Source organism: Achromobacter deleyi, assembly GCF_013116765.2.
GTDB lineage: Bacteria > Pseudomonadota > Gammaproteobacteria > Burkholderiales > Burkholderiaceae_B > Achromobacter > Achromobacter deleyi_A.
The window spans coordinates 6359663-6384133 of record NZ_CP074375.1; the positions used below are offsets into that span (position 1 = coordinate 6359663).

23 protein-coding genes, 1 tRNA gene and 1 pseudogene are annotated in these 24471 nt (G+C 61.7%); 13 read left to right on the forward strand and 12 right to left on the reverse strand.

All coding sequences use genetic code 11. The features are described 5' to 3' along the window. Positions 1-8 precede the first annotated feature (8 nt). The 3 genes from folP to HLG70_RS28920 all read left to right on the forward strand — a co-directional run bounded on the left by folP (position 9) and on the right by HLG70_RS28920 (position 3218). Positions 9-854, forward strand: a complete 846-nt coding sequence (folP, locus tag HLG70_RS28910) for a dihydropteroate synthase (protein ID WP_171667998.1) — start codon at positions 9-11, stop codon at positions 852-854. Beyond that, positions 851-2194 (forward strand): phosphoglucosamine mutase, encoded by a 1344-nt coding sequence (glmM, locus tag HLG70_RS28915; RefSeq protein WP_171667999.1) that lies wholly within the window; start codon positions 851-853, stop codon positions 2192-2194. The genes folP and glmM overlap by 4 nt, the downstream gene beginning before the upstream one ends. 217 nt (positions 2195-2411) lie before the next feature. Beyond that, positions 2412-3218: a GNAT family N-acetyltransferase gene (locus HLG70_RS28920; RefSeq protein ID WP_171668000.1), complete on the forward strand. Its 807-nt coding sequence runs from the start codon at positions 2412-2414 to the stop codon at positions 3216-3218. A 164-nt stretch (positions 3219-3382) separates the two neighbouring features. On the opposite strand, the gene ppx is transcribed toward HLG70_RS28920, so the two are convergent. Further along, entirely contained in the window at positions 3383-4870 is a 1488-nt protein-coding gene (ppx, locus tag HLG70_RS28925; RefSeq protein ID WP_171668001.1) for an exopolyphosphatase, read from the reverse strand. 218 nt (positions 4871-5088) lie between these two features. Here ppx and ppk1 point away from each other — a divergent pair, with 218 nt between their 5' ends. From ppk1 to pstB, 5 genes are all read left to right on the forward strand, one after another. Beyond that, positions 5089-7164 (forward strand): polyphosphate kinase 1, encoded by a 2076-nt coding sequence (gene ppk1, locus HLG70_RS28930; protein WP_171668002.1) that lies wholly within the window; start codon positions 5089-5091, stop codon positions 7162-7164. Between the two features lie 218 nt (positions 7165-7382). Then, a complete protein-coding gene (gene pstS / locus HLG70_RS28935; protein ID WP_171668003.1) occupies positions 7383-8423 on the forward strand; it encodes a phosphate ABC transporter substrate-binding protein PstS in 1041 nt (346 codons plus the stop codon). A gap of 104 nt (positions 8424-8527) precedes the next feature. Then, positions 8528-9544, forward strand: a complete 1017-nt coding sequence (gene pstC / locus HLG70_RS28940; protein WP_171668004.1) for a phosphate ABC transporter permease subunit PstC — start codon at positions 8528-8530, stop codon at positions 9542-9544. 26 nt (positions 9545-9570) lie between these two features. Further along, positions 9571-10425, forward strand: coding sequence for a phosphate ABC transporter permease PstA (gene pstA / locus HLG70_RS28945; RefSeq protein ID WP_171668005.1), 855 nt, complete (start codon positions 9571-9573; stop codon positions 10423-10425). Positions 10426-10473: 48 nt separating this feature from the next. Beyond that, positions 10474-11250 (forward strand): phosphate ABC transporter ATP-binding protein PstB, encoded by a 777-nt coding sequence (pstB, locus tag HLG70_RS28950; protein WP_006221056.1) that lies wholly within the window; start codon positions 10474-10476, stop codon positions 11248-11250. 62 nt (positions 11251-11312) lie between these two features. On the opposite strand, the gene HLG70_RS28955 is transcribed toward pstB, so the two are convergent. Beyond that, on the reverse strand, positions 11313-12665 hold the full coding sequence (locus tag HLG70_RS28955) for an MFS transporter (RefSeq protein WP_171668006.1): 1353 nt from the start codon (positions 12663-12665) through the stop codon (positions 11313-11315). Positions 12666-12872: 207 nt separating this feature from the next. Here HLG70_RS28955 and HLG70_RS28960 point away from each other — a divergent pair. Next, positions 12873-12949: transfer RNA gene (locus HLG70_RS28960), tRNA-Pro, on the forward strand. Positions 12950-13079: 130 nt separating this feature from the next. Here HLG70_RS28960 and HLG70_RS28965 read toward each other — a convergent pair. The 7 genes and pseudogenes from HLG70_RS28965 to HLG70_RS28995 form a co-directional block, all read right to left on the reverse strand. Beyond that, on the reverse strand, positions 13080-13277 hold the full coding sequence (locus tag HLG70_RS28965) for a helix-turn-helix transcriptional regulator (RefSeq protein ID WP_171668007.1): 198 nt from the start codon (positions 13275-13277) through the stop codon (positions 13080-13082). 249 nt (positions 13278-13526) lie between these two features. Beyond that, a pseudogene (locus HLG70_RS29610) lies at positions 13527-13689 on the reverse strand (ClpX C4-type zinc finger protein); the annotation flags it as partial. A 57-nt stretch (positions 13690-13746) separates the two neighbouring features. Then, a complete protein-coding gene (locus HLG70_RS28975; protein ID WP_171667972.1) occupies positions 13747-14163 on the reverse strand; it encodes a hypothetical protein in 417 nt (138 codons plus the stop codon). After that, positions 14156-14662 (reverse strand): hypothetical protein, encoded by a 507-nt coding sequence (locus tag HLG70_RS28980; protein WP_171668009.1) that lies wholly within the window; start codon positions 14660-14662, stop codon positions 14156-14158. The genes HLG70_RS28975 and HLG70_RS28980 overlap by 8 nt, the downstream gene beginning before the upstream one ends. 49 nt (positions 14663-14711) lie before the next feature. Beyond that, positions 14712-15293, reverse strand: coding sequence for a hypothetical protein (locus HLG70_RS28985; RefSeq protein ID WP_171668010.1), 582 nt, complete (start codon positions 15291-15293; stop codon positions 14712-14714). Next, positions 15290-15940: a hypothetical protein gene (locus HLG70_RS28990; protein WP_234103284.1), complete on the reverse strand. Its 651-nt coding sequence runs from the start codon at positions 15938-15940 to the stop codon at positions 15290-15292. The genes HLG70_RS28985 and HLG70_RS28990 overlap by 4 nt, the downstream gene beginning before the upstream one ends. Further along, positions 15921-16223 carry a phage portal protein gene (locus HLG70_RS28995; protein WP_171668011.1) on the reverse strand — a complete coding sequence of 101 codons (303 nt, stop codon included), beginning with the start codon at positions 16221-16223 and terminating at the stop codon, positions 15921-15923. Before HLG70_RS28995 ends, HLG70_RS28990 begins: the two co-directional genes overlap by 20 nt. Positions 16224-16717: 494 nt before the next feature. Here HLG70_RS28995 and HLG70_RS29000 point away from each other — a divergent pair, with 494 nt between their 5' ends. Then, positions 16718-19225 (forward strand): tetratricopeptide repeat protein, encoded by a 2508-nt coding sequence (locus HLG70_RS29000; RefSeq protein WP_171668012.1) that lies wholly within the window; start codon positions 16718-16720, stop codon positions 19223-19225. Between the two features lie 357 nt (positions 19226-19582). On the opposite strand, the gene HLG70_RS29005 is transcribed toward HLG70_RS29000, so the two are convergent. Both HLG70_RS29005 and HLG70_RS29775 read right to left on the reverse strand, forming a co-directional pair. Beyond that, positions 19583-20670, reverse strand: a protein-coding gene (locus HLG70_RS29005; protein ID WP_171668014.1) for an IS3 family transposase whose coding sequence is annotated in 2 segments (ribosomal slippage) — positions 19583-20418 and positions 20418-20670 — 1089 coding nt in all. Because the reading frame shifts where the segments join, the coding sequence is not laid out codon by codon here. Positions 20671-21108: 438 nt separating this feature from the next. After that, positions 21109-21759 (reverse strand): lysozyme inhibitor LprI family protein, encoded by a 651-nt coding sequence (locus HLG70_RS29775; RefSeq protein WP_434082297.1) that lies wholly within the window; start codon positions 21757-21759, stop codon positions 21109-21111. 202 nt (positions 21760-21961) lie between these two features. Between HLG70_RS29775 and HLG70_RS29010 the strand changes: the two genes are divergently transcribed. From HLG70_RS29010 to HLG70_RS29780, 3 genes are all read left to right on the forward strand, one after another. Continuing rightward, complete coding sequence (locus HLG70_RS29010) at positions 21962-22144, forward strand: hypothetical protein (protein ID WP_213697147.1); 183 nt, start codon at positions 21962-21964, stop codon at positions 22142-22144. Between the two features lie 99 nt (positions 22145-22243). Then, complete coding sequence (locus tag HLG70_RS29015; protein ID WP_171663068.1) at positions 22244-22894, forward strand: imm11 family protein; 651 nt, start codon at positions 22244-22246, stop codon at positions 22892-22894. Between the two features lie 408 nt (positions 22895-23302). Further along, a complete protein-coding gene (locus HLG70_RS29780; protein ID WP_419144785.1) occupies positions 23303-23644 on the forward strand; it encodes a Rap1a/Tai family immunity protein in 342 nt (113 codons plus the stop codon). A gap of 52 nt (positions 23645-23696) precedes the next feature. On the opposite strand, the gene HLG70_RS29020 is transcribed toward HLG70_RS29780, so the two are convergent. Further along, entirely contained in the window at positions 23697-24236 is a 540-nt protein-coding gene (locus HLG70_RS29020; protein ID WP_171663069.1) for a hypothetical protein, read from the reverse strand. Positions 24237-24471: the final 235 nt, after the last annotated feature.

A 24471-nucleotide genomic window follows, 5' to 3' on the forward strand; every position in this document is an offset into this window, starting at 1 on the left:
TCTGGTTTATGGCAAATAACTTTCTTTGCGGGCGCTTCGAGTTTGATCTCGAGCGCCCGCTTGTCATGGGCATCGTCAATGTCACGCCGGATTCCTTTTCCGACGGCGGCCAACACGACGATACCGATTCCGCGGTGGCGCATGCGCGCCAGTTGATCAAGGAAGGCGCCCATATCCTGGATCTGGGCGGCGAGTCCACGCGGCCGGGGGCCGATCCCGTATCCGTGGCGGACGAACTGGCCCGGCTCTTGCCGGTGGTGGAGGCGTTGCGCGATTGCGGCGTTCCGCTGTCGATCGACACCTTCAAGCCGGAAGTCATGCGCGCCACGCTGGACGCCGGCGCGGATATGATCAACGATATCTATGGCTTCAGGCAGCCGGGCGCGATCGAGGCAGTGACTCAATCGCGCTGTGGTTTGTGCGTGATGCATATGAAGGGCGAACCGCGCACCATGCAGGCCGCGCCGCCCGAGTACACCGACCTGATCGGTGAAATCGGACTATTCCTGGGGGCTCGCGCGCAGAAGCTGCGCGCGGCCTGGATCGATCCTCGCCGTATAGTGCTTGACCCGGGCTTCGGCTTTGGCAAGACCGGCGACCAGAACTTTCAATTGCTGCGCAGGCTGTCCAGCTTGCGCAGCACCGGTTATCCATTGCTGATCGGCTTGTCGCGTAAAACCATGATCGGCCAGGCCACAGGCCGGCCCGTCGGCGACAGGTTGCCCGGCAGCATTGCCGCCGCCCTTGCCTGCGTGGCGCGTGGCGCTTCCATCGTGCGCGTGCACGATGTTGCCGCTACGTTGGATGCGCTTAAGGTATGGCAGGCGGCCGAACAAGGAGTTATCAGTTCATGATTCGACGCAAGTATTTCGGTACCGATGGAGTGCGCGGTGAAGTTGGCGGTCCGGTGATCAACGCCGAATTCGCCCTGCGCCTGGGTTATGCGGCGGGCCGCGTGCTGGCGCGCGAGCACGCCGTGCGCGGCGCCAGCCGCCCGCAGGTCGTGATCGGCAAGGACACCCGGATCTCGGGCTACATGCTGGAGTCCGCCCTGGAAGCCGGCTTGTCGGCGGCCGGCATCGACGTGCTGCTGGCCGGTCCGATCCCCACGCCCGCCGTGGCCTACCTGACCCGGGCCCTGCGCCTGGTGGCGGGCATTGTGATCAGCGCCTCGCACAATCCCTATCAGGACAACGGCATCAAGTTCTTCTCGGCCCAGGGCATGAAGTTGCCCGACGATATCGAGGCCGACATCGAGGCCGCGCTGGACGAGCCGCTGGGTTGCGTCAGCTCGGAAGGACTGGGCCGGGCGCGCCGCATGGGCGATGCCCAGGGCCGCTACATCGAATTCTGCAAGAGCACGTTCCCCAACGATCTGGACCTGAACGGCATGACGATCGTGGTGGACGCCGCTCACGGCGCCGCCTACAACATCGCGCCGCACGTGTTCCGCGAATTGGGCGCCGAGGTGCATGCGATCGGCGTGCACCCGGACGGCTTCAACATCAACAAGGGCGTGGGCGCGCTGCATCCCGAGCTGCTGGCCAAGGAAGTGAAGGCTCGCGGGGCGCAGCTGGGCATCGCGCTGGACGGCGACGCCGACCGCCTGCAGATGGTGGACGGAGAGGGTCGCATCTACAACGGCGACGAACTCATGTATGCCATCGTGCGCGAGCGCATGCAGCGCGGCAAGGTCGACGGCGTCGTGGGTACGCTCATGACCAACTTCGGTTTCGAGCGCGAAATGAAGCGCCTGGGTGTGGGCTTCGAGCGCGCCAACGTGGGCGACCGCTACGTGCTGGAGCAGATGCAGTCGCGCGGCTGGCTGTACGGCGGCGAGAGCTCGGGCCACCTGCTGTGCCTGGACTGCCATTCGACCGGCGACGGCATCGTTGCCGCGTTGCAGGTCCTGACCGCGCTGCGTCGTAATTCGGTGCCGCTGGCCGGCTGGGTAAGCGACTTGCGCATGTACCCCCAGACGATGATCAACGTGCCGCTGACGCCGGGACAGGACTGGAAGACGCACGCCGGCCTGACCGCCGCGCGTCAGGCTGTGGAAGCCGAACTGGACGGCCGTGGCCGGATTCTCATCCGGGCTTCCGGCACCGAACCCAAGCTGCGGCTGATGGTTGAAGCCGAAGACGAGGTCCTTGCCACCACTTCTGCTGAAAAGCTTGCGGCCAGCCTGGGGTAAACCCTGGGTTTTCGATTTAATATGAAGGCCACGCGTCGTGACTCGGCGCGTGGCCTTTGTTTTGATATGTATTGTATTGTTTTGAAAATATTTGTCGTAAAGGGTGCAAAGTGAACCTATCTGCCCCGAACTAAACTTCATAGTCACGTAACATATTGGTCAAGTCTTTGACATACAGGGCGTCCACACTGGCTGGACTCTCTAGGAGCTTCGCGCAATGCTGGAACTAGCACGCATCAACCCGAGCCGTAATGCCGCTGAACCGTGGACGGGGGCCGCCCCCAAGGTGCTCGCGGTGGGGCTGGCGCGCACGGCTGAAGAAATCGAGCAGATTCAACGCCTGCGCTATGACGTCTTCACAGAAGACATGGGCGTGGTGTTCCCTGATGCCCAGGACGGCATCGAGCACGATCGCTTCGACCCGTACTGTGAGCACCTGATGGTCCGCGAAATCGATACGGACCGCGTCGTCGGCACCTACCGGATCCTGACCCCGGAAAAAGCGCGGGAAGCGGGTGGCTATTACTCGCAGTCCGAGTTCGACCTGTCCGGCCTGGGCTCCATCCGCGACGAACTCGTGGAGGTCGGCCGTTCCTGCACGCATGCCGACTACCGCGGCGGGGCGGCCATCATGCTGCTGTGGTCCGGGCTGGCGGAGTACCTGCGCCGCGGCGGCTACGAGTATGTGCTGGGCTGCGCCAGCGTGAGCCTGCGCGATGACGGCGTCACCGCCGCGGAAGTGTGGCGCACCGTCTCGAGGCATCTGCCCCAGGGCAACGAGCCGCGCGTGACGCCGCTGCACCGCTACCCCGTGGAAAAGCTCAACAGCGCCTTGCCGGCGCGGGTTCCGCCGCTGATCAAGGGCTACCTGAAGCTGGGCGCAAAGGTCTGTGGCGAGCCCGCATGGGACCCCGACTTCAATGCCGCCGACTTCCCGGTGCTGCTGAAGATGGACCGCATGGACGAGCGCTACCGCCGCCATTTCGGCCTGGACCAGCCGGCCGCCGTCAACGGTCAGCGCTGAACATCATGCGCCGACTGCTCCGCCGGATGACGATCAGATTAATACGGCGGGCCACGAGGCCGTTGCGCATGGAGCTCAAGCAGCTCGAGCGCGAAACCGATCTGTCGCCGTTCTAGGCATCCCGGGCGGGCGAGGGCGCTAGACCCCTCGTCCGCCTTGTCTCGTCAGAACTCCAGCAGTTCGAACGAAAATCCCACCTTGTTCCATTCCGCCTCTTCGGCGCGCAGCGTGAAGTCGCTGAGGGGATGCTGGGCCAGCCATTCGCGGTTGACGCGCACGACGATGGAGTTCTCGCGCACCGACGCGGTAAGCGGCAGCGGTTCGATCTCGCCGCGGCGGCGAAACAGCAGCACAGCCAGGCGCAGGCTGAGAATGGCCTTCCATTGCGCGCGGCTGCGCGCCAGCGGTTCCAGCTTGCCCAGCTTGCCCTGGTGGCCCAGCGCCAGCAGCGCCAGCAATTGCTGGTCCGCGCGCGAGAAGCCAGGCATGTCGGCGTTTTCCAGCACGTAGGCCGTGTGCTTGTGATACGCGTTGTGGGCGATGGACAGGCCCACTTCGTGCAGGTCGGCTGCCCAGCCCAGCGCGGGCCGCAGCTCGGCGCGTTCCGGGCCGTCGGCGACCATGGCGTCGAACAGGCTCAGCGCCGCGTGGCGCACGCGGCGGGCCTGGTTCAGATCCACGTGATAACGCTTCATGAACTGGCGCACGGATTCGTCGCGCTTGTCATGTTCGTCGTCGCGGCCCAGCAGGTCATACAGCACGCCCAGGCGCAGGGCGCCGTCGCCCGTATGCATGACGTCGATGCCCAGCTCGTCGAAGAGCGCGCTCATGATGGCCAGGCCGCCGGGCAGCACGTCGGATCGCTCGATCTTGATGCCGGGCAATTCGGACGGGATGACACGGCCGGAGCGGATGATGCGGTCCTTCAGCTTGGCCAGGCCCGCTCGCGTGATGCCCCGGTCGGAGAAGCGGCTTTCGGTCAGGATGGCAAAGAGCGCCTTGGCGGTGCCGGAAGAGCCATAGGCTTCCTTCCAGCCCATCTTCCGGTACTGCTTGGCGATGACTTCGATTTCGCGGCGGGCGGCGAGCTCGGCCTGCTTCATCTGATGGGCATCCACCACGCCATCCGAGAAGAACTGGCGGCTGTAGCTGACGCAGCCCATGTACAACGAGGACATCAGGCCGGGCTCATGCCCTTTGCCAATGATGACTTCAGTCGATCCGCCGCCGATGTCGATGACCAGCCGCTTGTTGGGCGACGGGGGCAGGGTGTGGACCACGCCCGAGAAAATCAGGCGGGCTTCTTCGCGGCCGGCGATGACTTCGATGGGAAAGCCCAGCGCGGCCTCGGCCCGGGGCAGGAAGTCGCGGGTATTGCGGGCGACTCGGAAAGTGTTGGTGGCGACCGCGCGGACCCGGTTGGGATGGAAACTGCGCAGCCGGTCGCCGAAGCGCTCCAGGACGGCAATGGCCCGGTCGATGGCGTCGTCGCCAAGTCGTTTCTCTGCGTCGAGCCCGGCGGCAAGCCGGACGGTTTCCTTGAGGCGGTCAATCTGATAGATCTGGGGCGTACCGTCCTGTTGAACGATGCGTCCGATGGAGAGGCGAAAGCTGTTGGACCCGAGGTCCACCGCGGCCAGAAGTTGATCCATGCGGCTCGTAATATTGGCTGAGAGGTGGTCTGATTATAGAGACCCCATGTGACAGCGCTCCTCGCTGCGGGTTTTCGCTTATGGAACAGGGGCTTGGGAGGATCACGGCGTTGCGCCATACGTCCCGTATTTGGCGTACGCTACGGTTTTGGCGCTGTCATAGAACCGTCACTATTTTGCAGTAAAACTCCACGCTCTCCCTTCGTATGGAATCCGGTATGACCACACGCCCGCATGGCGAGCCCTTGCTCCTGAATCGCGAGTTGTCGCTGCTCAAATTCAACGAACGTGTGCTGGCGATGGCGGAGAACCCGAAGACGCCCCTGCTTGAGCGGCTGCGCTACGTGTGCATCGTCAGTTCCAACCTGGATGAGTTCTTCGAGATCCGGATATCCAGTCTGAAAGAGCAGCAGCGCCAGTCGCCCAACCTGATCGGGCCGGACGGCAAGACGCCGGACCAGGCGTTCGACAGCGTCCAGCAGGCGGTGCATGAACTGGTGGGGCGCCAGTACAACCTGCTCAATGACGAGATTCTGCCGGCCATGCACGCGGAGGGCATCGCGCTGCACCACGCGTCCGAATGGAACCCGCAGCAGCAGGAGTGGGCGCGTGATGTGTTCCACCGCGATGTGATGCCCCTCCTGACTCCGATCGGGCTGGATCCGGCGCACCCGTTCCCCCGCGTCTACAACAAGAGCCTGAACTTCATTGTGTCGCTGTCGGGGGCCGACGCCTTCGGCCGCCAGGCATCGATTGCCATCGTGCAGGCGCCTCGCGCCCTGCCGCGCCTGATCAAGATGCCGCAGGAGCTCTCCGGCCAGCCGGAGGGCTACATCCTGCTGACCTCCTTGTTGCGCGCCTTCGTGGGCGAGCTGTTCCCTGGGCTGGAAATGCTGGGTTGCTACCAGTGGCGGGTCACGCGCAACAGTGATCTGTTCGTGGACGAGGAAGAAGTCACGAATTTGCGCCATGCGCTGCAAGGCGAGCTGTCCCAGCGCAATTTCGGCGCCGCCGTGCGCCTTGAGATCGACAAGCTGACGCCCGTCGAACTGGAAACCTTCCTGCAGCGCGAGTTCTCGCTCAAGTCCGACGACACCTACCGGGTGCCCGGGCCGGTGAACCTGTCGCGGCTGATGCAGCTCTGCAACTCGGCGGCGCGGCCGGACCTGCTGTTTCCCGACTACCGCGCTCCCGTGCCGGCGCCGTTCGATCGGGTGGGCGACAAGCCGGCCGACCTGTTCGAGGCGGTGGCCGAGCGGGACCGCCTGCTGCATCATCCCTACCAGTCGTTCCAGCCCGTTATCGACTTCCTGACCGCCGCCGCGCTGGATCCGGACGTGATGGCCATCAAGCAGACCATCTACCGCACCGGCGAGGACTCCGAGCTGATGAAGATCCTGCTGGCGGCCGCGCGCGCCGGCAAGGAAGTGACGGTGGTGGTGGAACTGATGGCGCGCTTTGACGAGCAGACCAACATCAACTGGGCCTCCAAGCTGGAAGAAGTGGGCGCGCACGTCGTCTACGGCGTAGTGGCGCATAAGACGCACGCCAAGATGGCGGTGGTGCTGCGCCGCGAAAAAGGGCGCCTGCGCCGCTACGCTCACCTGGGCACCGGCAACTATCATCCGCGCACGGCGCGCCTGTATACCGATTTCGGGCTGCTGACCGCGGATCCGAAGCTGTGCGAAGACATGGACAAGGTGTTTGCGCAGCTGACCGGGCTGGGCGCCCGCCGCTCTCTCAAGGCGCTGATGCAGTCCCCGTTCACCATGCATGAAGGCATGGTGGCGCTGATCCGCGCGGAGGCGCGGGCCGCCAAGGCGGGCAAGCGCTCTCGCATCATGGCCAAGATGAATTCGCTGCTGGAAGAGCAGATCATCGAAGAACTCTACAAGGCCGGCCAGGCGGGAGTGAAGATCGACCTGATCGTGCGCGGCGTTTGCGCGCTGCGCGCCGGCGTGCCCGGCCTGTCGGAGAATATCCGCGTGCGCTCCATCGTCGGCCGGTTCCTGGAGCATTCGCGCGTCTTCTATTTCTATGCGGACGGCGAAGAGACCGTGTACCTGTCGTCGGCCGACTGGATGGACCGCAATTTCTTCCGCCGCGTGGAGATCGCCTTCCCCATCTACGACAAGACGCTGAAGAAGCGCGTGATCGACGAGGCCTTCACCTATGCGCTGCGCGACAACCAGCTGGCGTGGCAGCAGCAGCAGGACGGCGACTATGCCCGCGTCAAGAGCCGCCGCGAACCCTTCAACCTGCACCAGGTTCTGATGCAGAAACTGGGGGTGTAGCCCTCCATTGTCATAAAGGGGTTTGTCCCCAAATACACCGGCCGCCCAGGATTCACGGGGCGGCCGGCGTGTTTTCAGGGGAATTCGAGCTGTCGCATGAACCGTATGTGACTGTCACTATCCTGTCACGTTGGGCTTCTAAGATGCGAGGGTCGCTGAAAGACAGGCAGTAACCAAAGCCTGCCAAGACTCCTCTAACGAGCACAGAAGGAACCCAGATGTTCAAACGTGTCTTCAAGCAAGTTTCCCTGGGCGTCGCGCTGAGCGCCGCCGTGTTTGCCGTCCAGGCTGCCAATGTCACCGGCGCCGGCGCATCGTTCCCGTACCCCATCTACGCCAAGTGGGCGTCCGACTACAAGGCCGCGACCAACAACGCGGTGAACTACCAGTCCATCGGTTCGGGCGGCGGCCAGCAGCAGATCATCGCCAAGACCGTCGACTTCGGCGCCTCGGATGATCCGATGAAGGCAGCCGACCTGGAAAAGAACGGCCTGCTGCAGTTCCCCGCCGTGATCGGCGGCACCGTGGCCGTCGTGAACATCGACGGCGTCGAGCCGGGCAAGCTGAAGCTCTCGGGCAAAGTCCTGGGCGACATCTTCCTGGGCAAGATCAAGAAGTGGGACGACGCCGCCATCAAGGCGCTGAACCCCGACGTCAAGCTGCCTGCGGCCGACATCATCGTCGTGCACCGTTCGGACGGCTCGGGCACCACCTTCGGCTGGACGAACTACCTGTCCAAGGTGTCGCCGGAATGGAAGGCGCAGGTTGGCGAAGGCAAGGCCGTCAAGTGGCCCACCGGCCAGGGCGGCAAGGGTAACGAAGGCGTCGCCGCCTACGTTGGCCAGCTGAAGAACTCGATCGGCTACGTCGAATACGCCTACGCCAAGCAGAACAAGCTGGCCTGGACGCAGCTGCAGAACAAGGACGGCAAGTTCGTCCAGCCCGAGCAGAAGGCATTCGCCGCCGCGGCCGCCAACGCCGACTGGAAGAGCGCGCCGGGCATGGGCGTGGTCCTGACCGACGAGCCGGGCGCCGATTCCTGGCCCGTCACCGCCGCCACCTTCATCCTGATCCACAAGTCGCAAGACAAGCCGGCTCAGGGCAAGGCTGTCCTGGAATTCTTCGACTGGACGTTCAAGAACGGCGCCAAGTCGGCTGAAGCCATGGACTACGTGCCGCTGCCGGAAGCCGTGACCAAGGAAATCCGCGCGGCCTGGGGCGAAGTGAAGTCCGCCGACGGCGCGCCCGTCTGGAAGTAAGGCTGGATAGTGCGGCCCCGACGCCCGATAGCGGGCGTCGGGGCCGCCGCCCGCAGCATGATCCTCCTGTTTTCCCCCCCAGGTTTCCTAAGGAAAGTCCATCCATGAGCGCGGTAATGGATAATAGTGTGCCGCTTCCGCCCAGCGGGGCGGACTCCGTGACTACCGGCACGCCTTCGCCTATGAAGCAAACCAAAAACGCGCTGATGGATGCGCTGTTCAAGAATCTGACCCGCCTGTTCGCCTTCCTGGTGTTCATTTTGCTGGCGGCGATTCTTGTCTCCCTGATCTACGGCAGCCGCGAGTCGCTGGCCAAATATGGCCTGTCGTTCCTCTGGCTCAATGATTGGGACCCCGTCAATTCGAACTACGGCGCCGTGGTGCCGATCATCGGCACCCTGCTGACTTCGGCGATCGCGCTGATCATCGCGGTGCCGGTGTCTTTCGGCATCGCCATCTTCCTGACCGAGCTGTCGCCGACCTGGCTGCGTCGCCCCTTGGGCACCGCGATCGAAATGCTGGCGGCCATCCCGTCCATCATCTATGGCATGTGGGGTCTGTTCGTCTTCGTGCCCGTATTCCAGCAGTATGTGCAGCCCTACCTGATCGCGACCCTGGGCAGCCTGCCCGTCATCGGGGGGCTCTTCGCGGGGCCGCCGTTCGGCATCGGCATCTTCACCGCGGGCCTGATCCTGTCGATCATGATCATCCCGTTCATCGCGGCCGTCATGCGCGACGTGTTCGAACTGGTGCCGGCGATGCTCAAGGAATCGGCCTACGGCCTGGGCAGCACGACTTGGGAAGTGATGTGGCGCGTGGTCCTGCCGTTCACCAAGTCGGGCGTTATCGGCGGCATCATGCTCGGCCTGGGCCGCGCCCTGGGCGAGACCATGGCCGTGACCTTCGTGATCGGCAACGCGTTCAAGTGGTCCGGCTCGCTGTTTTCGCCGGGCAACTCGATCGCCTCCGCGCTCGCCAATGAATTCAATGAGGCAGGCGGCATACAGAAGGCGGCGTTGCTGGAACTGGGCCTGATCCTGTTCCTGATCACGACGATTGTGCTGGCCTTTGCCAAGATGCTGCTGGTTCGCCTGTCCGCCGGCGAAGGCAAGAAAACCTGACGCGCCCGGAGCACAAGGAAAAGACCATGGCTGAATCAGTACTCAATATGCAGAACGGCATCTATCGCCGGCGCCGCGCGGTCAACCGCGTCATGCTCGCCGTGTCGATGGGAACGCTGGTGTTCGGCCTGTTCTGGCTGTTCTGGATCATCCTCACGCTGCTGGCGAAGGGCGCGCCGGCGCTGTCGTACACGCTCTTCACCGAAATCACGCCGCCGCCGGGCCAGGCCGGCGGCCTGATCAACGCCATCATCGGCAGTGTGATGATGGCGGGCGTGGGCACGCTGATCGGCACGCCGGTCGGCATCCTGGCCGGCACCTACCTGGCCGAATACGGCCAGCGCGGCTGGCTGGCGCCGGCCACGCGCTTCCTGAACGACGTGCTGCTGTCGGCACCTTCCATCATCATCGGCCTGTTCATCTACGCCGTGTATGTGGCGCAGGTGGGACATTACTCCGGCTGGGCCGGCGCGATCGCGCTGTCCATCCTGGTGATCCCGGTGGTGGTGCGCACGACCGACAACATGCTGCTGCTGGTGCCCAACAGCCTGCGCGAAGCTACCGCGGCGCTGGGATGCCCCAAGTGGCGCATGATCACCCTGGTGTGCTATCGCGCCGCCAAGTCCGGCATCATCACCGGCGTGCTGCTGGCCATCGCCCGGATTTCCGGCGAGACCGCGCCGCTGCTGTTCACCGCCCTGTCCAACCAGTTCATGTCGTGGAACATGAATGGCCCGATGGCCAACCTGCCGGTCGTGATCTACCAATACGCCGCCAGCCCGTTCAAGGACTGGAACAACCTGGCCTGGGCCGGGGCCACGCTGATTACGCTGCTGGTGCTGGGCATCAACATCATTGCCCGCAACATGTTCCGCAAGTAAAGATCGCTTTGCCGGCGCGCTGGGCGCGCCGGAGCCAAGGGAAACCAAATGGAAAATACCGCTACCGCCGTCAAGAACAAGATCGAGGTCAAGAACCTGAACTTCTACTACGGCAAGTTCCATGCGATCCGCAATGTGAACATGTCGATCCAGGAGAAGAAGGTCACTGCCTTCATCGGCCCGTCGGGCTGCGGCAAGTCGACGCTGCTGCGCACGTTCAACCGCATGTTCGAGCTGTACCCCGGCCAGCGCGCCGAGGGCGAGATCATCCTGGACGGCGAGAACCTCCTGACGGCCAAGACCGACATCTCGCTGATCCGCGCCAAGGTCGGCATGGTGTTCCAGAAGCCCACGCCTTTCCCCATGAGCATCTACGACAACATCGCCTTCGGCGTGCGTCTGTTCGAACGCCTGTCCAAGGGCGAAATGGACGAGCGCGTGGAGTGGGCGCTGAGCAAGGCGGCGCTGTGGAACGAAGTGAAGGACAAGCTGCACCAGAGCGGCAACAGCCTGTCGGGCGGCCAGCAACAGCGCCTGTGCATCGCGCGCGGCGTGGCCATCAAGCCGGAAGTGCTGCTGCTGGACGAGCCTTGCTCGGCGCTGGATCCGATCTCCACCGCCAAGATCGAAGAACTGATCGCTGAACTGAAGAACGACTACACCGTCGTGATCGTGACGCACAACATGCAGCAGGCCGCGCGCTGCTCGGACTACACCGCCTACATGTACCTGGGCGAGCTGATGGAGTTTGGCCAGACCGACCAGATCTTCGTGAAGCCTTCGCGCAAGGAAACCGAAGACTACATCACGGGCCGCTTCGGCTGATCGTTGCCGGATCGTCCGCGGTTCCGTAAACGGCGCGCCCTGGTGGCGCGCCGTTTTTCATGTCAGGGCCGCTGCAGGGCCGGCGTGGCGTCCGGCTCGGATGCCGGCTTGGGGTTGCCCGCGTAACGGCCCGGAATCAGCAGAACGAAGATCGCCGCCAGCACCGCCGCGCACGAGAACGCAATGAAGTTCCAGGCCAGCGGCAGTTTCAGGCTGGCCAGATAGCCGCCGACGATGGGGCCGCTCATCGCACCGATGCGGGCAAACGACAGCGCCCAGCCCGCCGCGGCGCCGCGTGCATGCGCCGGGTAGTAGCCGGTCAGATAGCCCGTCAGGATCAGCGACGAGGAAATGCTGCCCACGCCGGCCAGCGCCACCCACAGATAGTTCACCGCCAGCGGGCTATTGAAGGTGAGGCAATAGATTCCCACCCCGCCAGCCAGATAGAACAGCGCCACGATTTTGCGCGGTTCGGTCTTGTCGGCGAACTGCCCCAGCACGAGCCCGCCGATGGCGGACGCCAGGCTGAATACCAGCAGGAAGGAAAGGCTGGACCCCAGGTCATGGCCATTCTTGCGCATGATCTGCGGCAGCCAGGTGCTCAGGCCATACACCAGCATCAGGCCCAGGAACAAGGCGCCCCAGAAGCACAGGGTGGCGCGCAGGTGGCGCGGCGCGAACACCGCGGCCATCACGTCGCGCCAGGTCGCCTTCTCGCCGGTGACCTCGCGCGGCCGGAATGATTCCAGGGAGGTGATGCCCAGGCGTTGCGCCTGCGCCCGCGCGCCGGCCTCATCGCCCTTGGACAGCAGGTACTCCAGCGACTCGGGCAGCAGCCGCGCCAGGACCGGCACCAGCAGCAGGGGCAGGGCGCCCACCGCGATCACCGCCCGCCAGCCGAACTGGCTGAGCAGAACCATGGCCACCGCGGCGGAGCACAGGATGCCGAGCGAATAGCCCGAGTACATCACGCCATAGTTGAAGCCGCGCTTGGCCGGCGGGGAATACTCGATGGTCAGCGCCGCCGCCACCGGAATCAGGCCACCCAGCCCCAGGCCCCCAATGAAGCGGAACGCGCCGAACCAGTTAGGCGTGGGCGCCCAGGCCGCGCCGATCATCGTCAGCGAGAACAGGGTGACGCAGGCCAGCAGCATGCGCCGGCGGCCGAGCAGGTCGCTCAGCGTGCCCACGACGAAGGAGCCGACGAACATGCCCGCCAGCGCGTAGCTGCCCAGCAATCCGAGTTCTATCGAGGACAAGTTCCAGTTCTTGTCGTCGGCCAGCGCCGGCAGGACGGCACCCATCACGCCGACGTCATAGCCTTCGAACAGAATGGCCAGCCAGCAGACGAACAGCACGGTATAGGTGGTCCGCGCCGGCGTGGTCCAGGCGGATGGAGAGGATGCGTTTGCCATGTGTTTCCCGATGAGTGTTTTTTTACAGGCAAACGGCAAGACCGCCACCCGTCCCGGGGCTGTCCAGCACTGCTCCGGAAGTCGTAATTAATTTAGGCTTGAACTATATAGGTGTCAATCAGTGGATTTCCGGACCGGGCGGCCGCGGCGTCCCGAAGGAGCGGGAGCAGCCCGAAGGGCCCGGATTCTGGTATAGTTGCCACCCTTCGGGGCGTAGCGCAGCCTGGTAGCGCATCTGCTTTGGGAGCAGAGGGTCGTGAGTTCGAATCCCACCGCCCCGACCAATATCCATGCGGGTCTTCGGATTTCCGCAGTGCAAGAAAATCCCAAAGGTGGACCGAAATGTGGACCACCTGCAAAAAGGCCCCCAGTGCTTAGCACTTGGGGGCCTTTTTCTTGGGCGGGCATAGCCTTTCAGGTATCGGGCGTCTCGGCAGTAGTGGGACGCTCTTCAATCCGCCGCTGGAGGTCCGCTGCGCGCCATCCGACGCGGCCAGCGCTCAGCTGGATAGGGCGGGGAAACTCGCCTTTCTTGATAAGGTCGTAAACGGTCCACTTCGCCAAGCCGATTACCTCCTTGAGCTCGCCGATGTTGTAGACGAGCTTGGTCATGGGCGCCCCTCCTGCACCACCTGCACTTTTCTGGTCGGCCTGCAGAAAATCGTTCGACCTGCGCCTTTGTCTTGGACCTGCGGCGTCTGCGGAAGGCCACTCAGTGGCGCGTTTCGCCACCAGGCGCGAATGATGCCCCCAGCGCGCGAGCGGCCTTGGTGATGCGCTCCTGGATCTCCGTGACCTGCTGCTCCTGGTGCAGGATGTACGCCGCCAGCGTGCCGCGCCGTTCCGCCACGCTGAACGCATCCTCGGCGATGATCTCGTTGCACAGTTCGATGCATTCGTCGCAGATCAGAACCTTTGGGCCGGCGATCAGCTTGCTTACCTCGTGCTGGGACTTGTGGCAGAACGAGCAATACAGCGTGTCCGGATCCTTCTTGCGGCGGCGCGGCTTCTTCGGTTCGTCCATCGGGCGGAGACGGCCAGCGGCGGGGCTGTGCCTGGCGTGAGTGGGAAAGGCGGGACGTTAGCATGCCTGGCCCTCCCGGGTGCCTGCCGCCAGCGCGCGGCGGGCATCCTCCAAGACGTTGGGATAGATGAACGTACGCTGTACCTCTCGTGCCGCCTGGGCATTGGCGCGGGCGCATTCCGCGACCAGGGCGGCCAGGGCCTTTTGGCACTCGGCCGCTTCGCCTTTCAGCTTCCGGATGTTGGCGTGAATGCTGCCAACATCCGGATCGCCGTTCTCGTCCGCCGGGAACTCGCTGGCGTACGCTGTGCGAGCGGCTTCGAGGCCGGTTGCGCGGCTCCCCAGCCGCTCGATCATTTCCACGTTGTCATTGGCGCACATTTCGAGGGTGTCGATGTACGTCTGCGGCTGGCAATACCGGCAGCCGTCCCCGGTCATGCGAATCGTGAATGAACATTTGCATTGGTCACTCATGCGACCCTCCGTCGTCATTGCCGGTTTCCACGCGCTCCGAGCCGCCCGTCTGGCGCGAGCTGGCTGCGGGAGAGGGCATGGAAGTTGCCGGTTCTTCTGCCGGTTGCGCGGACAGGGCGGCGCTCTGAGACTTGAGGGCGCGAATGAGTCCAACGGCACGAACTAGAGCATCAATTTGGCGCGGCTTCGCGTCCATCCTGACCAAGACCAATGCCGCTTCCTCCAGCGCCGCATTGCGAACGTCCGCGATTCCATCGGCGCCGAGGTCTATGCCGATCACGCGCACCGCCTCGCTGGCCTGGGGCGAGGCAAGACAAGTCGCATCCGCGATCACCCCCCGGAAGGCGTCAAGGTGTCCAAGCGCCCATTGCAGGTCGTGTTTCTCGGCCCATTGCAGCGTTTGTGGGTCGATCAACGCTGCCCCGGCTGCAGGGGCGCTTCCCGCGTGCAGCTCTGCCTTGCAGCGTTCGCATGCGCCGCAGCCGGAGCCCAGGGCCATGGATCCCTTGCATACGGATTCCCCGGCTACAGGGGCGCCTGTCCGAAGGTTACGAACCGCCTGCACGATAGGATGAACGGGTTCGGCGGCGTGCTTGGCTTCGATCCGGTCGGATTCCTTTTCGTATTCGATAAAGGTAGTCCACGATGATCCGCGCGTTGGCTTCGGCCAGGTCCGGGGATATTTCATCCCACTCCGCTTCCAGGCAGTCGGCGATGGCCTGGACGCGCCAGTCATCGAGCGGCGCACGCTTCGGCTTGGCTACGGGGGTGCTTGCCAGGGCGGCGTGGCAGTATCCGCGCCACGCATGCTCGGTCAGGTCGCTTTCGTAGGTGGACAGCTTGCCCGAGTACGCGCGGGTCAAGTCGTAGCCCTGTTTCGTCCTTGCGTTCCATGCCTCGAAAGCTGCCAGCGCATCGGTCACAGTTTCCACCGTGGCGCCCGCCTGCACGCCCTCCGCGCGCAGCTTGGACAGGTGCCGCGCTAGGACGCAGGCGAAGTCGGCCGCGAGCCTGTCGTTGATGTACCGCGTGAAGTCGTGCCGGCCAAGCTGCGTGGCGAAGTATCCCGCGATGTAGGCGCGGCCTCCGCTGCTGGTGCCGAGGTCATGGGCGGCGCTGTTCTGGCTCATGCTGTGTACTCCAGTTCGGCCGCCTCGCAGAAGAACGAGCAAGACGGCAGGGATTCGTTGCGGCGCGCCTCGCCTGCGGGCAGTTCGCGCAGGGGAAATCGCTCATTGATCCGGGGCCCGGACCGGTAGCGCAGGAACCACGACCCAGGGCCGATTTCATCCTGTAGGGCGCACACCGCCTCAAAATGCTCGGGGAAGTCCTCTCGGATGGCTCTCCAGTAGCCTTCACCACCTTTCGGGCAGCCGATGCAGTTGGCGTTGTCGTAGCAGAGGCGATACATGTAGGGCAACTGGATGCCGGCGCGCTCGATCATGGCTTTGCAGTCCGCTTTGCCCAGCCCGCGCTCGATGAGCGGCGCCAGCACAGGCCGGTCTGGGTTGCGTTCGCGGAAATCGTCCAGGCGGTCGGCTTCCTCCATCGTGTAGCCGAAGACCATCACATCGCCGGGTTGCTTCCATTCGTCCAGAAGCTTGCGCTTCAGTTCCAGCGAGCAGGGCGCGCCGCTGGGGCCTTTGATGTACTGCCGGCGGCGCCAGACCTGGATCGCGCTGGCGTTGTATTTCTCGTTGCGCAGCGTGACGATCTCGCGGCCGAACCAGACCTGGGCGTCCTGTGCGAAGCGTCGGTTACTCGATAGATCCGTCATGCAGTCGGCGGACCTGCATGCGCCAGGGGAACAGCAGATCAATCGCAACGATCCGGCCCTTGCTCATCCGCTTTTCGGCGAAGGAGTTACCCCACAACAGCAGACATGCGACCAGCACCTCCCAGAACTGCACCGCAGTCATATCTGCATTGGGCTGGTGGCGCAGGCGTGCGTACAGATCCAGGTCGGTCGCGTCCACCGCTTCCCGCCCCTCCCTCTTGTACAGATGCAGGGGCAGTGTGGCGATCGTCTCCGCGAGCAACCGCGCGTGACGATTGAGCATATCGACGCCTAAAAAATTCCGCGGGAAATCGGGCAGGGGATAGGTCTCTGTTGGAGCGGGCTCCTGGGTTCGGCCCCGCGAGGAAGGCTTGAAAGACCTCAGCCCGACCATTCGGCCAAGCCGGCAAGAACGCAAAAAGCCCGCTGCTTTCGCTGGCGGGCTTTTATTTAGACGCAGTACTACACCGTATCCGTTAGTGGCTCATATTGGGGGAAAAAACTCCAAACGTCAACCAAGAATCGCTGATACCGGCCACAATTTTTTCTAGCTGTGACGAATTCACCAGCGTTTTCAATCTATAGCATCATCCACGCATATTGCCTTGAAGAACAAGGCTGGAGCCGTCGGCTCAGCCGGCACCGTAAGTAATTGCAAGGTATAGTTACTTAAACGCGCACTTTGCGCCTTCGACCGCTTCGCACCCGCAGATCCTTCAAGAATTAAACGGGATCACTTCTGGGTCGAGATATTTCAGAATCCTTTCCTGCATTCTCATGGACATGAATAAGATGTGTCGACCCAACTGCTTGCGGTTCTTGATGGGGGCATTCGTCGTTTGCCTGATGAACCTATCTCTGCCTGTCACTGCGCAAGCAATTCCGGCAGGGAACACGGAGTTGAAGACGCAAGCAGAAGTCTTCGAAATAAAAATCGACAATCTGAAGGATAGTCAAAAGCGTAGCGTTGAATCACTTAATAAACGGATAGACGACATCCTAAACAATACTGGGCAGGCCGCTTCGACGTTCGCCATAAGGTTGGCCGCACAAACGGAGGTCCTGCACACCAAACTCGACAATCAGAGATTATCTCAAGAGAGCGATGTTGGGTCGCTCAACAAACGGATCGATGATGCCCTTATTAACATTGGGGTCACGACGACTGTCTTCGGCATTCTGATAACCGTGGGGTTGGCCGGCTTGGGTGTAGTGGGATACGTAACCGTAGTTCGCAAAACCAAGGCCGAAGCCGAAGATGCCGCGCAAGCTTGGTTAGATGAAAAATCGACGGAACTTCTAGCAAAAATTGTCCGATTGGAAAAATCTACGCAAGAGGCGGAAAAAAGTACTCAAGAGGCTATCGCAACCTTAGCTGAATCCGTTAAGGGTGTGATTGATCATGCTTCCCAAGCAAAAGACGCCATGACGCGGCAACAGCAGGAAATGGGGCAGCAGCTGGACGATCAAACACAATTTTCCGGCCCAAGTGTAAAAGACAAGGCCGCCCTCCGACTCCGCGACGCAGAACTTCAGAATAAGCCCGAGTCCAGCTACTCTTTCGATGACTGGAATGCTCGGGCTCATGCCGCTTTTGCGAAGAAAAAGTTGACGGAGGCCATCTATTTCTGGGAGCGCGCCTCTCAAATGGAAAGCGCGGAACCGATAAATATCGCCAAGGCTTTGTATAACAAGGGCGTCGCGCAGCGTCGATCGGGCGACACCGTGCAAGCAATCAACACCTATGACGAAGTCATCGACCGCCATCGCGATGCAGCGGAACCAGCCCTGCGGGAACAGGCGGCCAAGGCGATGAACAACAAGGGCTACGCGCTACGCCAGATAGGCGACAACGCGGGAGCAATCACCAGCTACAACGAAGTCATCGACCGCTATCGCGACGCAGCGGAGCTAGCCCTGAGGACACAGGCGGCTATAGCGCTGGGCAACAAGGGGTACGCGCAACGCCAGACAGGCGACAACACGGGCGCAATCACCACCTATGACGAAATCATCGACCGCTATAGCGATGCACCGGAAGCAGAACTGCAAGAACAGGTGGCCAAGGCGATGAACCACAAGGGCGCCGTGCAACGCGAGATGGGTGACAACGCAGGAGCAATCAACACCTATGACGAAGTCATCGACCGCCATCGCGACGCAGCGGAGCTAGTCCTGAGGACACAGGTGGCTATTGCGCTGGGCAGCAAGGGGTACACGCAACGCCGGACAGGCAACAATGCAGGCGCAATCATCAGCTATGACGAAGCCATCGACCGCTATGGCGATGCACCGGAACTAGACCTGAGGAATCAGGTGGCTATTGCGCTGGGCAACAAGGGGTACGCGCAACGCCAGACAGGCGACAACGCGGGCGCAATCACCAGCTATGACGAAGCCATCGACCGCTATAGCAATGCAGCGGAAGCAGAACTGCAAGAACAGGTGGCCAAGGCGATGAACAACAAGGGCGTCGCACAACGCGAGATGGGTGACAACGCAGGAGCAATCAATACCTATGACGAAATCATCGACCGCTATAGCGATGCAGCGGAGCTAGCCCTGAGGACACAGGTGGCTATTGCGCTGACCAATAAGGGCTACGCGCAACTTCAGACAAGCAACAACGTGGGCGCAATCACCAGCTTTGACGAAGCCATCGACCGCTATGGCGATGCACCGGAAATTGACCTGAAGAAACAGGTGGCTGTTGCGCTGGGTAACAAGGGGTACGCACAAAGCCAGATAGGCGACAACGCGGGCGCAATCACCAGCTATGACGCAGCCATCGACCGCTATAGCGATGCAGCGGAAGCAGAACTGCAAGAACAAGTGGCCAAGGCGATGAGCAACAAGGGCGTCGCGCAACGCAAGATGGGTGACAACGCAGGAGCAATCAACACCTATGAAGAAGTCATCAACCGCTATCGCGACGCAGCGGAGCTAGACCTGAGGAAACAGGTGGCTATCGCGCTGGTCAACAAGGGGTACGCGCAAAGCCAGACAGGCGACAACGCTGGCGCAATCACCAGCTATGACGAAGCCATCGCCCGCTATAGCGATGCAGCGGAGGCAGAGCTGCAAGAACAGGTGGCCAAGGCGATGAACAACAAGGGCGCCGTGCAACGCGAGATGGGTGACAACGCAGGAGCAATCAACACCTATGACGAACTCATCGACCGCTATCGCGACGCAGCGGAACCAGCCCTGCGGGAACAGGTGGCGAGAGCATTGAAGTTCAGAGGCGGCAAGCAAGAGCAGGTCGGTGATAGCCCGGAAGCATGACCAGCTAAAGGGGCATAATTCGCGGCCAAGCCTGAAAAGAAAATTGATGTTGCTGCCGATCGCCGCTTGCATGCCGCTCGGTTATTTTTGGCACTTGGTCAAATGCCCTCCGAGTGCGAATCAATTAGTCCGCAAGCGTGCAGGCGTTGGTGGAGGTTGCGTCTCGCGTGCTCCTGCAAACCAATTTCGCCGCCGCCTCCGAATAACCAGCGCCTCAGTTTGCCGCTATGAACGCCCGCTGTTTTTTCGTCCACACCGTATCGCCCCGCCAAATCGCCCAACGTTACTTTCACACCCAACAATCTCTGGATGAGAGGGTAATCCCCCCATTTTTAGCGATCGCCAGAAGTAGGAACACTACGCGGCCATGGCCAACCGCTGTTTGGGGGTAAATCCGCCCAGAGCCATATTTGGGCGCTCGTGATTGTAGGACCACATCCACTGCGTGGCCACGCGCTGTACGTGGTCCAGATCGTCCCAGTGATATTGAGACAGCCATTCGTAGCGCACGGTCCTGTTGAACCGTTCGACGTAGGCATTCTGCTGCGGCTTGCCCGGCTGGATGTATTCGAGCTTTATGCTCCATGCCCCGGCCCACTCAACAATTGCCGCGCTCAGGTATTCGGGGCCGTTATCGCACCGAATGGCTAAGGGCTTGCCCCGCCAGCCGATGATCTGCTTGAGCGTACGGATCACGCGCTCGGATGGCAGCGAGAAGTCAACCTCAATGCCCAGCGCCTCGCGGTTGAAGTCGTCAATCACGTTGAACACGCGGATGCTGCGCCCATCGGCAAGCTGGTCATGCATGAAGTCCATCGACCATACCTGGTTCACGTTGGTGGGCACGGTCAGTGGCTCAGGCGTCTGCCGTATCAGCCGTTTGCGCGGCTTGATACGCAGGTTCAGCTCGAGCTCTCGATAGATCCGGTACACGCGCTTATGGTTCCAGCCGAAGCCTCGAACATTGCGCAGATACAGGAAACACAGACCAAAGCCCCAGTTGCGGTGGTTGTCGGTCAGACGTAGCAGCCAGTTGGCGATCTCCTCGTTCTCAGCGTCCGCCTTGGCGACATACCGATAGCAAGTCTGACTGATGCTGAACGCCTCGCAGGCCATCCGGATCGATACGCCGCGATCCTGCACTGCACGTTGGGCCATCTCGCGGCGGCGAGATGGCCTCACCACTTTTTTTCTAGCGCCTCCGTCACGATCTCGGCCTTGAGCTTCTCCTCGACGTACATCTTGCGCAGCCGGGCGTTCTCGGCCTCCAGCTCCTTCATGCGCGCCATCAGCGATACGTCCATGCCGCCGTACTTGGAACGCCACTTGTAGAACGTAGCCGAGCTGATGCCCAGCTCTCGGCACAGATCAGGAACAGCAAGGCCAGCCTCCACGCGCTTGATGGCTTCAATGATCTGGCTATCCGTAAATCTCGACTTCTTCATGCGGTAGAACTCCTCAACGAGAAAATTCTACTTCTGACCTCATCGCTTTTGCGGGGGGATTACCCAAACCCTCAAAAACGCGACTAAAAACGATTTGGGAGCAGAGGGTCGTGAGTTCGAATCCCACCGCCCCGACCAGTAAAAATAAGGCCGTTAGTGATGCACTCACTAACGGCCTTTGTCTAAGAAGCGCTTCATGGTGAAGAGACGGATATTCCCTTAGGTGTATTGGCGCGATACAGCGACCGCAGTGCAGTCGGCCATGGCACTCCTCAAAAACGAAAGCCCCGATACGATTCAACGGTCGGGGCTTTTGCATTGCAGCTATAGAACACGACCCCAGGTGGCCGAGCACCTGCGCTGTGAGTGTGCGCACTGGCTTCACTGCGCCGCCGGTCAGCGAGCGAATGGGGGAGATGGAGGTCTCGGATTGGTCGGTCACTTTCCTAGGAAAATGAATGCGAAGATCGCAAGCCCGCACGCGTACAGTCCGCCTGCGACGAATACACGTGTCCAACTGAAGTTCCGGTATCCGGTCTTAAAGCGTCGGTCGCGCTTAGGCATGATTGCTCCTCCCGCGCCGAACAGGGCAATCGCTATCCAGATGAGGATGGTAGGGTCCTGACGCTCTTTGTTCTGCGGACTTGAGCGAGGGTCTATTGGGATCGACCTCGAAACGTCCGTCAGATTAGGTTTGATTGGTTCTGTATTCCCCTTGGAAACGTGAGCCGCGGCTGCCTGACTGGGCGCTGGAATTCGGGACTGTAAGTCGATCAGCTTGATGCGATAGGCGCTTTCAACACATTGGGAATCCTTGCAGCGATCCCGGGTATTACTGATCCAACTTCGTTGGATCACTCTGAGGTCGGCGGGGTCGCTCACCTTCGACAAGGCTTCTCGGTATAGAGCTGCAAGCTCATCGTCTAGCTGCGACAAAGTTGGACTGCCGCAAATCATGTGCTCGATGTTGGATTGTGCCTTTGAGCAATTAAAGCTGGCTGCTCCTGCCGGTAAGGCCCAAAGCACGAAGACTACGCTGCACAAGATTTGAACCAAACCGTTCTGCTTCCGACCTATTGCTAATGACACGTTTTAACCTTTATTGAATTGTTTTGTAACGATAACAGAAGTGCGGATGGCGCCCGGATCGCGCCTTCGACGCGATGCCGTCGGCCATGCAGTTCATCAAGTCTGGAAAGCTGCGCGCGGTGGCGGGCACGACCGCGCGGCGGGTGGATGAGCTGGCCGACATGCCGACCATGCCGCGCGAGCGCTCAAGCAGCCCAATGTCGTGACCCAATACGCGGGACTGGGCGCCAAGCCGGTGGGATCAGACCCGGCCATCTTCGTGCGCTTCAAGGCCTCCGAGGGAGAAAAGTGGCGCGACATCGTGAAGGCGGCGCAAATCACGCCGCAATGGTGGAACCCGGGCGGTTTCGGGCACTCCGTGCCGGCGGAGATGCTATCGCGGTAGACTCCGCCACAGAGAACCTCGGACAGGCGGCCCGCAGGGACCGCCGTCTTCTGGAAGAACGGACAACCCAGCTCCGCCCCGCATCCATGCTGGAAGCCCATGATCGAACAAACTGCCAATTCCGCTTCGTCCGATTCCGTCTCCCACCAAGGCGACTTCCATGTTCTGGCGCCCAGCCGCTGGCGCGATGGTATCGGCCCGGGGCTGCAGTTCGCCAACGCGCAGAAGCTGGCCCGCCCGGGCATGTATACCCTGGACCCGCCGAACGGCGATCCGGCCCAGTACGCAGAACGGCCGCATCTGGTGCACGTGCCGGAAGAAGGCGGCTTGCCGCGCGACTTCGAGGTGTTCGGCAGTATCTGGATCGTGTCGCAGGCGCTGAAGGACGTGTTCGAGTCAGTGGATCCTCAAGGCTTCGCGTTCGCCGCGTGCCACTTCACGCTGGCCGATGGCTCCGCTGGGCCGCGGTACTACCTGTGCAATGTGACCCGCTCGCTTGATGCCCTGGACGAGGAGGCCTCGCGGGTCAAGATCAGGATGGAACACGACCACCTGACCGGCGAGTACGTCAAGTTCTACAGTATGGCCGGTGGGGCTTCGCTGGCGTTCAAGCAGCGCGTGGTGGCAGGGGCGCACATCTTCCGCCAACTGCACAGCGGGCTGGATCCTGTCTGTGACCGCGTGATGGTGCAAGCCCTCAACCGCGCCTCGCTTGACGGCGTGCACCTGCGGGATGCCTCAGCGCTGTAGCTCCCCTCTGAAACGGAATTCTGCCCGCATCCTTCAACGGTCAAACGCGGCCTGCGGTTCTTCCTTGCTGCTGCAGTTCCCGCACACAGTCGAGAATGCCTTGTCGATAGCTCACACGCTTCGACTTGGGCCGATGCACTCTGTCTGGTTATACGGCGCAAAAAAAGCCCGATGATTTCTGAACTTACGGAAACTGAACGGACTACGACTGACGGATGAGCAGCGGCGGGAAACGGCGTTGCGCCGCTATGCTCTCCATTCCCGTTACGGACCCCGGAGATGGAAATGCGGAAACTGTTTGTTGGGTCGTTGTGTCTCATTGCCGCCAACAGCGCAAACGCCGATAGCGCGAAAGGTCCGCTAACGCGTGCCGCCGTTCTTCAGCAATAGTGCGTCAAGGGATTATCAATGACGCCGAGAACCGCGTCAGACGCTGGAATCATTTTGGCCTACGCCCGATGTGAGGCTTATATCCTTGGATACATCTACGGCGAATTTTCGGCTGGTGTTTTCTTGAAGTCGTTCGCGGAGGGGACGACGAATACCCTTGATCCGATTTTCGAGCAGGCGATGGGGAGAGTGGCGACGATGCCTTGCGCTCCCGCAGGCACGACCACAAGCCAACTAGTGTTCGCGGTCGCGGAGAAATTCGTTGCCTCTACATATGAACCGAAGGCAACTTCGACTGTTGCAGTGCGCAAAGCGGCGCGGGGAGCATTCCCCTGCAAGAACGATCTCCCTCGGCGCTAGGGGTGTTGCGGAAAAAGTGCAAACGGCGGGAAGGAGGATGTGCTTCCTTGAGCTACCGTTTCACGGTTTTCGGCAGCCATGCGCTAAACCAGGCTGCCGCAGCCAATGCCGCCAGGATGACGGCAGTGCCGATGATCGGGGTGAAGGTAGGCATATACATCATCGCGAGATCGGCCAGCACGATGATTGCGAAAGCGGCTGCCCACGCAAGGGCGATTTTGCGCGCGGTGTCTTGAAAGGCGGGGCTGGCGGCGATTTCCGGCGACACGTGCTCGCGAGCGTACTGCAGCGTAAACGGGCGGCCGACGACAATGGAGCCGAGGACGATGGCCAGGAGGCCCAGGTCCACCATGAGCCGCACGCTCAACACCGAAGGCGCAAACTCCGGGAAACGTGTTGCAAATGCGAGTGCGCCGAACAATATCAGCGATCCCACCTCCAGGGTCTTGGGGGTGACATGGCGGATGACCCGGTCTCGAATGACCAGCACGGCCGAGGCGGCCGTCGCTGCAACAAGGGCAAGGTGTGGTCCAAGCCTGTGCTCGAGCAGAGCGAATATGAGGAACGGGACGAAAGCGACGAGCAGCTTCATGGCATTCCTCTGTCGAGACCAGTCGGCGGAAATTATCATTGCCGATCTTGCGCCGTCAATCATTCAACGCTCGCTACTGCCTGGATTCTTGATAAGGAGTTATCGAATATCGAGGCAAGGTCAACAATTGTAAAGACGGCGTTCTTTTAGAAATCCTCTTATGTGTTGAAGTGCTGCTGGCCGCTATCGTCGGGGTTAACCCTTGGTGGAAAAAGCGGTGGGGGCGACTGCCCTC